Here is a 13,240-nt window from a genome sequence, read left to right as displayed (position 1 = left end):
GGGCGGGGCACGGCCTTCGGGGTTTGACCGGCTGGAGCCTGCGCCGGGACCGCTGTTGCCGGCTTGGCTGATGGCCTCGGCGCACCCTTCGGATCTGGCCGCTTCAGCACCTGTCCGATGCGGATGACGTAAGGACTGGGAATGCCGTTCGCCTCGCCCAGCGCTGCCATGTCCACGCCCCAGCGCCGCGCGATGTCCGAGAAGGTATCACCCGCCTGCACGGTATAGGTCCAGGCCACGATCGGCGGTCGCGCACCTTGCGCAACAGCCGGTGCCGCTGCCAGCAGTGCCAGGCCTGCCGCCAGCGCGCGGATCACGCCAGCGGCACGAGGCGGGTCAGCCCGCCCATGTAGGGGTGCAGCACTTCAGGCACATCCACCGATCCGTCCTCCCGCTGGTAGTTTTCCAAGACTGCCACCAGCGTACGGCCCACGGCAAGGCCCGAACCATTGAGAGTATGAACGAACTCGGTGCCTTTCGCGCCTTCCGGGCGATAGCGCGCGTTCATGCGCCGCGCCTGGAAGTCACCGCAGTTGGAACACGAGGAGATCTCGCGATAGGCGCCCTGGCCCGGCAGCCACACTTCGAGGTCATAGGTCTTCCGGGCGGTGAAGCCCATGTCCCCGGTGCACAGCAGCACCTTGCGATAGGGCAGGCCCAGCGCCTGCAGCACGCCCTCGGCACAGCCGGTCATGCGCTCATGCTCGGCTTCGGAATCTTCGGGCCGGGTGATCGAAACCAGTTCGACCTTCTCGAACTGGTGCTGGCGGATGAACCCGCGCGTATCGCGCCCCGCCGCGCCCGCCTCCGAACGGAAGCAGGGCGTCAGCGCAGTCATGCGCAGCGGAAGCTGCCCTTCGCTCAGGATCTCCCCTTGCACCGCATTGGTCAGGCTGACCTCGGCGGTGGGGATCATCCAGCGACCGTCGGTCGTCTTGAACAGGTCTTCCGAGAACTTGGGCAATTGCCCCGTGCCGAAAACTGCCTCGTCCTTGACCAGCAGCGGCGGAATGCACTCCAGATAGCCGTTCTCGCCGGTCTGGCGATCAAGCATGAATTGCGCCAGCGCCCGATGCAGCCGCGCCATTCCGCCCTTGAGGAAAGTGAAGCGCGCCCCCGAGATCAGCGCGCCGGTCTCGAAATCAAGGCCGAGCGCCGGGCCAAGGTCGGCGTGTTCCTTCGGCGGAAAACTGAACTCGCGCGGCGTGCCCCAGCGCAGCAATTCGGCATTCTCGCTCTCGTCGGCGCCTTCCGGCACATCGGATGCAGGGGCATTGGGATAGGCGGCGAGCGCGGCATTCTGCTGCGCCGTCAGCGTCCGCTCTTCCTCTTCCAGCGCAGGCAGTTCAACCTTGAGCGCGGCAACCTCGACCTTCAGCGCTTCGGCCGTATCCTTGTCACCTTTGCCCATGGCTGCGCCGATGGCTTTCGACGCTTCATTGCGGCGGGCCTGAACTTCCTGCATCCGCGTCGCGATCTCGCGGCGGCGCGCATCGAGCGCGAGGATGGATTGCGCCGCAGGCTCCACGCCACGGCGGGCGAGGGCGGCGTCGAAAGCGGCGGGGTTTTCGCGGATCAGGCGGATATCGTGCATGGCGCAGCGCTATGCCGCCTCGCGCCCCCGGGCGCAACCCGCCCTCAGCGCTCTTACGTGCGGGGACAGGTATTCATGCCAAGTAGCGAATAGAGCGGGCACGTGCGCAGCAGCCCCGTCAGCAAAGGAACCAGCCCGATCCAGCCCAGCGGCGTCTGCGGCCCGACAAAGACGAGCGCGATCAGCACGAGACCGAGCACGATGCGAAGCACACGATCGATCCCGCCAACATTGGTCTTGAACATGGGTCTGGTCCTCCTTGTGAACCAGCCCATGATGGCGCCTTATATTAGGCTTTCCTTGATTTCGCGCAAACGCCGCTCATTCATCGCGTTCGCCCTCGCTCGGCTCTTCGCTCGAACGTGATTGTCGGGTCGCGTCCTGTGCCTGGTCCTTGCGGACGCCCTCGCTCGGTTCCTGCGATGAGATTGCCTGCATCTTGCGATCTTCCTCGGGATAGTCCTCCGGCGTCACGTTCGAATTGATCTTGGTGGTCGCGTGGACTTCGCTGTTGAGGCTCGCGTTGTCGCTCTTGGGCTCGAGCGGTGGCGTGCGTTCATCCTTGTTTTGCATGGAAATTTCTCCGTTGGGGGGAGAATGACCAATCCACCGGAGCAATGCGAGGTTCCGCCAGATACAGAAAAGCCCGCGATCTCTCGCGGGCCGTTTCTGGTGGGCGCGACAGGGATTGAACCTGTGACCCCACCCGTGTGAAGGGTGTGCTCTACCGCTGAGCTACGCGCCCGTCAGAGCATGGCCGGTGTTCGACCGCTTGACAGGGGCGGGCCTCTACGACGCTCCGCTTCGATTGACAAGTGGGGCAATCAAGATATTTGCGCGCTCCATGAGCGACGAAACCAACCAGCCCGAAACCACCGGCAGCGACGTGCCGCCGGATCACCTCGCGATCAACCCGCGCAGCCCCTATTTCGATGCGGACAAGCTGCGTCGCGGCGTCGGCATTCGCTTCAAGGGCGTGGTGCGCAACAACGTCGAGGAATACTGCATTTCCGAAGGCTGGGTGCGCGTGCAGGCGGGCAAGACCATGGACCGCAAGGGCAACCCGCTGACGATCAAGCTCAACGGCCCGGTGGAAGCCTGGTACGAAGACCTTGGGCCAGACGCGCCCGTCGCGAAGGTTTGAGACCCCAACGGCATCCTTCGACAAGCTCAGGATGAGCGGGCTACTTTGACAGGATGAGCGCGTTTTTGCAAAAGAACCGCTCGTCCTGAGCCTGTCGAAGGACGCCCGCACCACTACCGCGGTAGCAACCGCCCGCGTTCGCGCGTCACCAGCGCGGTCAGCCAGTCCTTGAACGCCCGCACGCGCGCCAGGTTGTGCGTGTCCTTGTGCGTCACCAGCCAGAACGATCGCGTCACGCGGGCGGCGGGCAGCACCGGCACCAGCCACTTGTCCGAATCGCCAATGAAGCACGGCAGCACGCCGATGCCCGCCCCCGCCGCGATCATGCGGTGCTGCGCGATGATCGAGGACGAGCGCAAGTTGGCGGTCAGGTCCGGCTCGATCTCGGCCAGGTAGCGCAGCTCCGGTGCATAGAGCAGGTCGGGAATGTAGCCGACCAGCCGGTGCCCCTGCGCCAGCTCGGCAGGCTTTTCAGGCAGCCCCTTTTGCGAAAGATACCCCCGCGTGGCATAGAGCCGCAGGCTGTAGTCCGACAGCTTGCCCGCGATCACCGGCCCTGCGCGGGGGCGTGACAGCGTGACGGCAAGGTCCGCTTCGCGCTTGGACGGGCTGAGAAATCCGGACGAGGCGACGAGATCCACCATCAGTCGCGGATTAGCCTCGACAAAGCCGCGCAGGGCAGGAGCGACAATCCAGCTGCCAAACCCTTCGGACAGGCTCACCCGCAGGGTTCCGGCAACGCCCCCGCCACTGGCGGCGTGTTCGGCGATGCGACTGGCGGCCTGGTCCATCGCCTCGACCTCGGCCAGCATAGCCTCGCCCGCCTCGGTCAGGACCTGCCCCTCGCGCGTCTGCTCGAACAGCGTGGCGCCGACTCGCGTTTCCAGCCGCCGCAATCGCCGCCCGATCGTGGTGGCGTCCACCCCCATGTTTGCCGCCGCCCGCGCGAGCTGTCCGGCACGCGCTACCGCGAGAAAGGCCTGAAAGTCGTTCCAGTCGCTGGACTGCATCCGGTCACCTGCAAATCTGCAGGTAGACCTCGCATAATCGCTTGTTGCCTGCAATCAGTCATCGGCGCATCACGCCAGCAAGTTTTGATGAAAGAGGATTCCTGATGCGTCTCGTAGACCACTTCATCGTCGGCGGCCCCGGCGGCGCGCCCGCCCGCAAGAGCCCGATCTTCGATCCGAACAACGGCGGCGTGCAGGCCGAAGTCGCGCTCGGCACCGCCGAAACGCTCGAGCGCGCCGTTCAGGCCGCCCTGAAGGCGCAGCCCGCCTGGGCCGCCACCAACCCGCAGCGCCGCGCCCGCGTGATGTTCCGCTTCAAGGAACTGGTCGAGGCGAACATGGACAGCCTCGCCCACATGCTCTCCTCCGAGCACGGCAAGGTCATCGCCGACTCGAAGGGCGATATCCAGCGCGGTCTCGAAGTGGTCGAATTCGCCTGCGGCATCCCGCACGTTCTCAAGGGCGAATATACGCAAGGTGCCGGGCCCGGCATCGACGTCTATTCGATGCGCCAGCCGATCGGCATTGGCGCAGGCATCACCCCGTTCAACTTCCCCGGCATGATCCCGCTGTGGATGTCGGCCATCGCCATTGCCACGGGCAACGCCTTCATCATCAAGCCTTCAGAGCGTGACCCCTCGGTTCCGGTTCGCCTTGCCGAACTGTTCATCGAAGCGGGCCTGCCCGAAGGCATCTGCCAGGTCGTCCATGGCGACAAGGAAATGGTCGACGCGATCCTCGATCACCCGGCCATCGGCGCGGTCAGCTTCGTCGGCTCGTCGGACATCGCCCACTACGTCTACAACCGTGGCGTCGCCGCTGGTAAGCGCGTGCAGGCCATGGGTGGTGCCAAGAACCACGGCATCGTCATGCCCGACGCCGACCTCGATCAGGTCGTCAACGACCTGTGCGGCGCGGCCTTCGGTTCGGCTGGCGAGCGCTGCATGGCGCTGCCCGTCGTGGTGCCCGTGGGCGAGGAAACCGCCAACAAGCTCCGCGCCAAGCTGATCCCCGCGATCGAGGCCCTGCGCGTCGGCGTCTCCACTGATCCCGAAGCGCACTACGGTCCTGTCGTGACCCAGGCGCACAAGGAAAAGGTCGAAGGCTGGATCGGCAAGTGCATCGAGGAAGGTGGCGAACTGGTCGTCGACGGCCGCGGCTTCACGCTGCAGGGTCATGAGGAAGGCTTCTTCGTCGGCCCGACGCTGATCGACCATGTCACGCCCGACATGGACAGCTACCACAACGAGATCTTTGGCCCCGTCCTGCAGATCGTCCGAGCCAAGGACTTCGAGGAAGCGCTCGCGCTGCCTTCGAAGCACCAGTACGGCAACGGCGTCGCCATATTTACCCGCAACGGCCACGCGGCGCGCGAATTTGCCGCCCGTGTCAACGTCGGCATGGTCGGCATCAACGTGCCGATCCCGGTGCCGGTTGCCTACCACACCTTCGGCGGCTGGAAGCGTTCGGCCTTTGGCGACACCAACCAGCACGGCATGGAAGGCGTGAAGTTCTGGACCAAGGTCAAGACCATCACCCAGCGCTGGCCGGATGGCTCGCCCGATGGTGGAAACGCCTTCGTCATTCCGACGATGGGCTGAGGCGGAAAGGCCCGCTCATGGAAAGGATCGCTTCGGTGTGCGTTGGTTATGCCATCAACCACACCGGAGCATTCCCGATGAAGCAATCCGCTCTTCTTCTCCTTGCCGCACCGTTGGCGCTTGCCGCCTGCTCGGACCCATCGCCCGAGCCGGGCGCGTCGGCCACGCCCAGCCTCGCGCCCACAGTCAGCGAGAGCGAGGCCATGGTTCCACCGGTTTCGCCCGCGGCATCGGCACCGGCAGCGGACGGCGTCTTCCCGGTCGCAATGCGCGGCAAGTGGGGCGTCAACGCGGCGGATTGCAACCCTGCGCGCGGTGACGACAAGGGGGCGATCACTGTCGGCGAGAGGTCGGTCAAATTCTATGAATCCGTTGGAGAGATCGCTTCGGTAAAGGATGTCGATCGCAATACCTTGCGCGCGGTGTTCGATTACGAGGGCGAAGGCATGAAGTGGCAGCGCGATGCCAGTTACAAGCTGGAGGACGGCGGCAAGACGCTGGTCTTGACCGAGTTCGGCGATGACGCTCCGCAAGGCCCGCGTCGCCACAGCCGTTGCAAGTGAGGAGAGCCGTGATGAAGCCTGCTATCATTGCCATCGCTGCTCTGGCCGGTCTTTCGGCCTGCACGCAAGGCACGCCGCCACCGGAGGACCTTCCCGCCATGCCCGAAGGCACCTGCAATGCCGACGCAGTCCAGTCGCACATCGGCCACAAGGCCACTGCTGCCAGCGGTGCCGAGCTGATGCGTCTCAGCGGCGCACGTACCCTGCGCTGGGTGCCGCCGCGTTCAGCCGTGACAATGGACTACCGCGCCGACCGGCTGACGGTCTCCTACGACGACAACTACACGATCGTCCGCATTTCCTGCGGATAGGTCTGGACAGCATGGGTGGTGGGCCATATCCGCCGCCCATGACAAATTTAAGGGCGCGGTTAACTCTGCGTGACGGCCAAAAGGGTAAGACGGGAAGAAGATGACCGACCAGTTCTCACTGACCGAAGATCAGATTGCCATCCAGGACATGGCCCGCCGCTTCACTGCCGACGCCATAACGCCGTTCGCCGCGCAATGGGACGAGGACCACACCTTCCCGCGCGAAACCATCAAGGCCGCCGCCGAACTCGGCTTTGCCGCAATCTACGTCAGCGAGGAATCCGGCGGCATCGGCCTTGGCCGCCTTGAAGCTGCGCTGATCATGGAAGCCATGGCTTATGGCTGCCCCGCGACCAGCGCCTTCATCTCGATCCACAACATGGCCGCATGGATGATCGACACCTTCGGCGGTGAAGAGATCAAGGGGCGCTACCTTCCCGATCTTGTCACCATGGACAAGATGGCGAGCTACTGCCTGACCGAGCCCGGTTCGGGATCGGATGCAGCCGCGCTCAAGACCACCGCCCGCCTCGATGGCGACCACTACATTGTCAACGGCACCAAGCAGTTCATCTCGGGTGGCGGCGTCAACGACATCTACGTCACCATGGTTCGCACCGGCGACGATGGCGCCCGTGGCATCTCCTGCCTCGTCATCGACAAGGACATGGAAGGCGTCAGCTTCGGTGCGCCCGAACGCAAGCTCGGCTGGAATGCCTCGCCCACCGCGCAGGTGATCTTCGACAACGTGCGCGTGCCGGTCGCCAACCGCGTCGGCGCCGAAGGCGATGGCTTCAAGTTCGCGATGGCCGGGCTGGATGGTGGCCGCCTCAACATCGGGGCCTGCTCGCTGGGCGGCGCACAACGCTGCCTTGATGAGGCAATCGGATACGTCAAGGATCGCAAGCAGTTCGGCAAGGCCATCGCCGAATTCCAGAACACCCAGTTCGTGCTGGCCGACATGGCGACCGACCTCGAATCCGCCCGCGCGCTGCTCTACATGGCTGCCGCCAAGGTGACCTCCGGCGCACCCGACAAGACGCGCTTCTCGGCCATGGCCAAGAAGCTGGCGACCGACAACGGCTCGTCGATCGTCGACCGCGCGCTGCAGATGTTCGGCGGCTACGGCTACTTGCGCGATTACCCGATCGAGCGGTTCTGGCGAGACCTTCGCGTCCACCGCATCCTCGAAGGCACCAACGAAGTCATGCGCATGATCGTGGGAAGGGACCTGCTGAAGTGACCGACGAAGTTCTTGCCACCCGCAGCGGCGCGGCTGGCGTGCTCTCGCTCAACCGTCCGCGCGCGATCCATGCGCTGACGCTCGACATGGTCCACGCCATGACTGCATCGCTCCTCGATTGGCGCGGTGACGATGGCTTGGCGGTCGTGATGATCGACCATCAGCTTCCCGCCGATGGCGATCCCAAGCTGTCGCGGGGCTTCTGCGCAGGCGGCGATATTGCCTTCCTGCGCAATTCGGCGCTGAACGACGGCGGCACGTCGGGCCGCAAGTTCTTCCATGACGAGTATCAGCTCAACCACCTGCTGATGACCTATGGCAAGCCCGTGGTCGCCTTCATGGACGGCATCACCATGGGCGGCGGCGTGGGGATTTCCGGCCCGGCCACGTATCGCGTGGCTACCGAGAACACCAAGCTGGCCATGCCCGAAACCGGTATCGGCCTGTTCCCGGACGTGGGCGGCGGTTGGTTCCTGTCGCGGCTCAAGGGCCGTCTCGGCCAGTACCTTGCGCTGACAGGCGCGCGCCTTGATGGTGCGGAATGCCTCTGGGCAGGACTTGCCACGCATTATCTGCCCTCGGCCAACCTTGCGCAGGCCAAGGCCCGCATCGCGGCAGAGCCCGACAATATCCCGGCCATCCTGCGCGAACTGTCGTCGGTCCCGCCCGAGCCGAAGATCGCTGCTCATGCCGATGATATCGCCCGCCTGTTTGCTTCGGACCGCTACGAGGACATCCTCGCCGCGCTCGAAGCCGACGGTTCGGACTTCGCGGCCGAAACGCTAAAGACGCTGCACACCAAGAGCCCGCAGACCTGCAAGGTCGCCCTGCGCCAGCTCGCCACCAGCCTGACCCTGCCCGACTTCGCCGCCAACATGGCGATGGAATACCGCATCGGTGCCCGCGTGCTGACTTTGCCGGATTTTGCCGAAGGCGTGCGCGCCGTGATCGTCGATAAGGACCACGCCCCGAAGTGGTCGCCTGCCACGGCAGAGGGCGTCACCGACGATCTTCTCGACCAGATTTTCGCGCCGCTGGGCGCTGCTGACGAATGGAAACCGCTATGACTTACGAAACCATCCTCGTCGAACAGAAGGGTGCTGTCACCCTCATCACGCTCAACCGCCCGCAGGCGCTGAACGCGCTCAACTCGCAGGTTCTGGCTGAGCTGATCGAGGCCTTTGCTGCCTACGAGGCCGACGCCTCGCAGCGCTGCGCCGTGCTCACCGGCGCGGGCGAGAAGGCCTTTGCCGCCGGGGCCGACATCAAGGAAATGTCGGAAAAGCCCGCCGCCGATTTCTACAACGAGGACTTCTTTTCGAAGTGGACCAGCCACCTCGTCAAGACCACGCGCAAGCCGTGGATCGCGGCGGTCAACGGCTTCGCGCTCGGCGGCGGTTGCGAACTCGCGATGATGGCCGATTTCATCATTGCTTCGGACAACGCCAGGTTTGGCCAGCCCGAGATCAAGCTCGGCGTGGCCCCCGGCATGGGCGGATCGCAGCGCCTCACCCGCGCCGTGGGCAAGGCCAAGGCGATGGACATGTGCCTGACCGGCCGCATGATGGACGCCGCCGAGGCGGAGCGCTCGGGCCTTGTAACCCGCGTGGTGCCGCTGGCCGACCTGCTCGCCGACGCGCTCAAGACCGCCGAGACCATTGCCGCGATGCCGCCGATGGCCGCCGTCGCCAACAAGGAAATGGTCAACGCCGCGTTCGAGACCACGCTCGACCAGGGCCTGCTGTTCGAACGCCGCGTCTTCCAGATCCTCACCGCCAGCGAGGACAAGGCCGAGGGCATGACGGCCTTCATCGAAAAGCGCCCCGGCGTATGGAAGGGACGGTGACAGCCTCGCTGTTCTTTATCGTTTTCGGAGGCTTTCTGACCTTCACAGCGATACTGAACTGGCGGCACCGCCGCGAAGAGAAGATCAACTTGCTGGAGGCTGCGATTCTTAAGGTAGCGGGGACAGAACCTCTCCCGCTTACACGCTTGGATCGCATCCTTCAGACATTCCACATCATCATGGCGTCCATCTTCGGCCCGTTCCTGCTGTTTCTGGGCATTGCAATGATGGTTGATCAATTGGGAATCATACCATGAAAATCGCATTCATCGGCCTCGGCAACATGGGCGGCGGCATGGCCGCTAATCTCGTCAATGCGGGGCACGACGTCCACGCCTTCGACCTTGCCGAAGCGGCGCTGACCCGCGCCAGGGAAAACGGCTGCACCACCTACACCTCTGTCAAGGAAGCAGTGCAGGGTGCCGATGCCGTCGTCTCGATGCTGCCCAACGGCGCCATCGTGAAGTCGGTCTACAGCGCCGACGTGATCGGCCACGCGCCGACCTCGGCCCTGCTGCTCGACTGCTCGACCATCGACGTCGCCACTGCCCGCGAAGTTGCCACGGCAGCCGATGCTGCGGGCTATGTCATGGTCGACGCCCCCGTCTCCGGCGGCATCGCGGCTGCCAATGGCGGCACGCTCACCTTCATGGTCGGCGGCAGCGACGAAGCCTTCGCCCGCGCCGAGCCGATCCTCGCCGCCATGGGCAAGGCCGTGATCCATGCCGGTGCCAGCGGCGCAGGGCAGGCGGCCAAGATCTGCAACAATATGCTGCTCGGCGCCTCGATGGTCGCCACGTGCGAAACCTTCGCCATGGCCGAGAAGCTCGGGCTTGATCTCCAGACCTTCTACGACATCTCGTCCAAGGCCTCGGGTCAGTGCTGGTCGATGACCTCGTATTGCCCGGTCCCCGGCGTCGGCCCGCAAAGCCCGGCGGACAACGGCTATCAGGGCGGCTTTGCCACCGCACTGATGCTCAAGGATCTGAAGCTGGCCATGGCCGCTGCCAAGGATGCCGGGGCCGATGTGCCGATGGGCCAGCGCGCCGAAGAGCTCTATTCGGCCTTCGCCGATGCGGGCAACGCCGGCCTCGATTTCTCGGCCATCATCAAGTCGCTCTGATCGAACAAGCTGGCGCCCCCGCGCAGGCGGGGGCCTCGGCATTGTTACGGAACGTCAGCGCGTTTTCGCGGCAATGATCCGCCCGATCGGATCGTTCGCCAGCCCACCCGAAGCTTTGGCCACGGGCCTTGCAACCGCCGTCTTGGGCGCCTCATACCGATAGGCCAGCTCGCGCCGTACAGGCGATGTCCTCACCGCCACTTCGGGTTTGATGCCCTTGAGGAAATCCGCCCCGATGGTCGCGCGCGGGGATTCTGTCGCCCTCGCCTTGCTGGCGCTGGAAAGCAGCGTCAGCCGCTCCTTCGTGCCTGCCTTGTTCGGATAGATGAACCCGTTCACCGGCCATGCGGTGGTGCCAAGGTTGCCGATGGGGGCATACCACACGCGCACTTCCGACCAGTCGTTCGCCTCGGATACGTCCACCGCGCGCACGTCGTTCTCGATCTGCCCGCGCCGTCCGTCAATGGGCGACCAGTTGGCATGGCGCAGCAGCACGGTGCGCGAATCGATCACCCGGCTGACGGCGGCAACGTGGCCAAGTTCCATCCGGCCATGAGGTGCAAAGCTCATCACCGCGCCCACTTTTGGCCGGTGACCGCGGGCATAGCGACCCTCGGCCTGATCCCACCACGTCAGCGCATCGCCATAGATCTTGATGCCGCTGACCTCGCGGGCATAGGGCACGCATTGCAGATAGGGCAGGGCTTCGGCCTGATCGTAGTCCCCGGTCCCAAGGCGTGAAGAGTCGCGGAATTCTGCGGCATTTGCACCTGTTCCCAGCAGGATCAGCGCACCGAGCAATCCGAAACGGCAGATCTTTTCCCTCATTCCTGCAGATATCTGCAGGTTAGGTTATGGCGGACCTTATACCCATGGTTAATGGCGCAATAATCAATTGCCCTCACTTAAACGCACTCTTGCGTTCATGCGCTTAAACAGCCACGGCAGGCCCATGCGCCCCCAAGTCATCATTATCGGACGCCCGAACGTCGGTAAATCGACGCTGTTCAACCGCCTCGTCGGCAAGAAGCTGGCCCTGGTGGACGATCAGCCCGGCGTGACGCGCGACCGCCGCTTCGGCGATGCGACACTGCTCGGGCTTGAGTTTACCATCGTTGATACCGCCGGCTGGGAGGATCTCGATCCTGATACGCTGCCCGGCCGCATGCGTCAGCAGACCGAAGCCTCGCTGGTCGGTGCCGATGTCGCCCTGTTCGTGATCGACGCACGCGCCGGCGTCACCCCGCTCGACGAGGAAATCGCCCGCTACCTGCGCCAGAGCCGCGTGCCGATCGTGCTCATGGCCAACAAGGCCGAAGGCCGCCAGGGTGATCCCGGCATCTACGATGCCTTCGCGCTGGGCTTTGGCGAACCGGTCGCCTTCTCCGCCGAACACGGGCAGGGCCTCGCCGACCTGTTCGAGGCGCTGCGCCCGCATCTCGAACCCAAGCAGGTCGAAGAGGACGAAGACGCCGAGGTTGAAGGTGACGAGGAGGAATTCGATCCCGAATCCGTCCTCAAGCTCGCCATCGTCGGCCGCCCCAATGCGGGCAAGTCCACGCTGATCAACAAGCTGCTGGGCGAAAACCGCCTGCTCACCGGGCCGGAAGCGGGCATTACCCGCGATTCCATCGCGATTGACTGGCAGTGGTTCGATCCCGAGCGTGAAGGCTATCGCCCGGTCCGCCTGATCGACACGGCGGGCATGCGCAAGAAGGCGCAGGTCACCGACAAGCTCGAAAAGCTCTCGGTCGCCGATGCCCGCCACGCCATCGACTTCGCCGAGGTCGTCGTGCTCACGCTTGATGCCACGCGCGGGCTTGAACATCAGGACCTCAAGATTGCCTCGATGGTGCTCGAAGAGGGCCGCGCGCTGATGATCGCGATCAACAAGTGGGACGTGGCCGAAGACCCTTCCGGCCTGTTCCAGGGCATTCGCAAGGCGCTCGATGATGGCCTCGCGCAGGTCCGCGGCGTTCCCTTGCTCGCCATCTCGGGCCGTACCGGAAAGGGGCTGGACGATCTGCTCAAGGCCGCATTCGAAATCCGCGCCGCCTGGTCCAAGCGCGTGCCAACCGCTGCCTTGAACCGCTGGTTCGACGATGCGCTCGCCGCCAACCCGCCCCCGGCCCCCGGCGGCCGCCGCATCAAGCTGCGCTACATCACCCAGGCCAAGACGCGCCCGCCCGGCTTCGTCCTGTTCGGCACCCGGCTTGATCAGCTCCCCGAAAGCTATCGCCGCTATCTGGTCAACGGCATCCGCCGCGAACTCGGCTTCGACGCCGTGCCGATCCGCCTGACCCTGCGCAGCCCCAAGAACCCGTTTGCGAAGTAGGCGTCATGCCCACCGAAGCCCTGCCTCTCGACCGCACCTCGCTCCCGCAAGGACTTGGCGCGGCGCTGTGGCGTGGCGTGCGCGGCAAGTGCCCGCGCTGCGGAGGCACCCACCTGTTCGCGCGCTTTCTCAAGCCGGTCGAGCGCTGCCGCCTCTGCGGCCAGAACTGGACGCTCCACGCGGCTGACGACTTCCCGCCCTATATCTCGATCCTGCTGACGGGCCACATCATGGCCCCGGTGATCATCGAAATGGGCCTCCACACCGGCCTGCCGGGCTGGACGATGATGCTGATCGTCGCTGCCCTGGCGCTGGTGCTACTCGTCGGCCTGCTCCAGCCCGCCAAGGGCGGCGTGATCGCGCTGCAGTGGTGGCTGGGGATGCATGGCTTCGCGGGATATGCGGGAAAGGTTGAGGCGGGGGTGGTTTGAGTTTCGATTTCTACTGCAAATAGGGGCCTTAGAGGTAGC

17 protein-coding genes and 1 tRNA gene are annotated in these 13,240 nt (G+C 64.8%); 11 read left to right on the top strand and 7 right to left on the bottom strand.

All coding sequences use genetic code 11. The features are described from left to right. The 5 genes from NJ75_RS20345 to NJ75_RS20325 form a co-directional block, all read right to left on the bottom strand. On the bottom strand, window positions 1-317 hold a 317-nt coding region (locus NJ75_RS20345; protein ID WP_039337738.1), incomplete at its 3' end, for a LysM peptidoglycan-binding domain-containing protein. Further along, a complete protein-coding gene (gene serS, locus NJ75_RS20340) occupies window positions 314-1,594 on the bottom strand; it encodes a serine--tRNA ligase (RefSeq protein ID WP_039337737.1) in 1,281 nt (426 codons plus the stop codon). The genes serS and NJ75_RS20345, both read right to left, overlap by 4 nt. A gap of 53 nt (window positions 1,595-1,647) precedes the next feature. After that, a complete protein-coding gene (locus NJ75_RS20335; RefSeq protein WP_039337736.1) occupies window positions 1,648-1,839 on the bottom strand; it encodes a YgaP family membrane protein in 192 nt (63 codons plus the stop codon). 76 nt (window positions 1,840-1,915) lie between these two features. Continuing rightward, window positions 1,916-2,167 (bottom strand): hypothetical protein, encoded by a 252-nt coding sequence (locus NJ75_RS20330; RefSeq protein WP_039337735.1) that lies wholly within the window; start codon window positions 2,165-2,167, stop codon window positions 1,916-1,918. A 97-nt stretch (window positions 2,168-2,264) separates the two neighbouring features. Then, window positions 2,265-2,339, bottom strand: a tRNA-Val gene (locus NJ75_RS20325). A gap of 99 nt (window positions 2,340-2,438) precedes the next feature. Between NJ75_RS20325 and NJ75_RS20320 the strand changes: the two genes are divergently transcribed. Continuing rightward, window positions 2,439-2,738, top strand: coding sequence for a DUF3297 family protein (locus NJ75_RS20320; RefSeq protein ID WP_039337734.1), 300 nt, complete (start codon window positions 2,439-2,441; stop codon window positions 2,736-2,738). Window positions 2,739-2,851: 113 nt separating this feature from the next. On the opposite strand, the gene NJ75_RS20315 is transcribed toward NJ75_RS20320, so the two are convergent. Then, window positions 2,852-3,748: a LysR family transcriptional regulator gene (locus tag NJ75_RS20315; RefSeq protein ID WP_039337733.1), complete on the bottom strand. Its 897-nt coding sequence runs from the start codon at window positions 3,746-3,748 to the stop codon at window positions 2,852-2,854. 104 nt (window positions 3,749-3,852) lie between these two features. On the opposite strand from NJ75_RS20315, the gene NJ75_RS20310 reads away from it, so the two are divergent. The 8 genes from NJ75_RS20310 (at window position 3,853) to mmsB (ending at window position 10,435) form a co-directional block, all read left to right on the top strand. Beyond that, window positions 3,853-5,349: a CoA-acylating methylmalonate-semialdehyde dehydrogenase gene (locus NJ75_RS20310; RefSeq protein WP_039337732.1), complete on the top strand. Its 1,497-nt coding sequence runs from the start codon at window positions 3,853-3,855 to the stop codon at window positions 5,347-5,349. Window positions 5,350-5,366: 17 nt separating this feature from the next. Beyond that, window positions 5,367-5,912 (top strand): hypothetical protein, encoded by a 546-nt coding sequence (locus tag NJ75_RS20305; RefSeq protein WP_039337731.1) that lies wholly within the window; start codon window positions 5,367-5,369, stop codon window positions 5,910-5,912. Window positions 5,913-5,923: 11 nt separating this feature from the next. Further along, the gene (locus NJ75_RS20300) at window positions 5,924-6,223 is read left to right on the top strand and encodes an I78 family peptidase inhibitor (protein WP_039337730.1); all 300 of its coding nucleotides are present in this window, start codon (window positions 5,924-5,926) and stop codon (window positions 6,221-6,223) included. Window positions 6,224-6,323: 100 nt separating this feature from the next. Further along, window positions 6,324-7,466: an acyl-CoA dehydrogenase family protein gene (locus NJ75_RS20295; protein ID WP_039337729.1), complete on the top strand. Its 1,143-nt coding sequence runs from the start codon at window positions 6,324-6,326 to the stop codon at window positions 7,464-7,466. Beyond that, on the top strand, window positions 7,463-8,533 hold the full coding sequence (locus NJ75_RS20290; protein WP_039337728.1) for an enoyl-CoA hydratase/isomerase family protein: 1,071 nt from the start codon (window positions 7,463-7,465) through the stop codon (window positions 8,531-8,533). The genes NJ75_RS20295 and NJ75_RS20290 overlap by 4 nt, the downstream gene beginning before the upstream one ends. Next, window positions 8,530-9,312: an enoyl-CoA hydratase-related protein gene (locus tag NJ75_RS20285; RefSeq protein WP_039337727.1), complete on the top strand. Its 783-nt coding sequence runs from the start codon at window positions 8,530-8,532 to the stop codon at window positions 9,310-9,312. The genes NJ75_RS20290 and NJ75_RS20285 overlap by 4 nt, the downstream gene beginning before the upstream one ends. Beyond that, a complete protein-coding gene (locus NJ75_RS20280) occupies window positions 9,309-9,569 on the top strand; it encodes a hypothetical protein (protein WP_156135894.1) in 261 nt (86 codons plus the stop codon). Before NJ75_RS20285 ends, NJ75_RS20280 begins: the two co-directional genes overlap by 4 nt. Then, window positions 9,566-10,435, top strand: a complete 870-nt coding sequence (mmsB, locus tag NJ75_RS20275) for a 3-hydroxyisobutyrate dehydrogenase (protein WP_039337725.1) — start codon at window positions 9,566-9,568, stop codon at window positions 10,433-10,435. The genes NJ75_RS20280 and mmsB overlap by 4 nt, the downstream gene beginning before the upstream one ends. A 54-nt stretch (window positions 10,436-10,489) precedes the next feature. On the opposite strand, the gene NJ75_RS20270 is transcribed toward mmsB, so the two are convergent. After that, window positions 10,490-11,263, bottom strand: coding sequence for a CHAP domain-containing protein (locus NJ75_RS20270; protein ID WP_039337724.1), 774 nt, complete (start codon window positions 11,261-11,263; stop codon window positions 10,490-10,492). 124 nt (window positions 11,264-11,387) lie between these two features. On the opposite strand from NJ75_RS20270, the gene der reads away from it, so the two are divergent. Next, window positions 11,388-12,770: a ribosome biogenesis GTPase Der gene (gene der / locus NJ75_RS20265; RefSeq protein WP_039337723.1), complete on the top strand. Its 1,383-nt coding sequence runs from the start codon at window positions 11,388-11,390 to the stop codon at window positions 12,768-12,770. A 5-nt stretch (window positions 12,771-12,775) separates the two neighbouring features. Continuing rightward, complete coding sequence (locus NJ75_RS20260; RefSeq protein ID WP_052242697.1) at window positions 12,776-13,201, top strand: DUF983 domain-containing protein; 426 nt, start codon at window positions 12,776-12,778, stop codon at window positions 13,199-13,201. Window positions 13,202-13,240: the final 39 nt, after the last annotated feature.

The organism is Novosphingobium subterraneum (assembly GCF_000807925.1).
GTDB lineage: Bacteria > Pseudomonadota > Alphaproteobacteria > Sphingomonadales > Sphingomonadaceae > Novosphingobium > Novosphingobium subterraneum.
The sequence above is the reverse complement of the archived record's forward strand: the minus strand, read 5'-3'. Positions and strand labels throughout refer to the sequence as shown.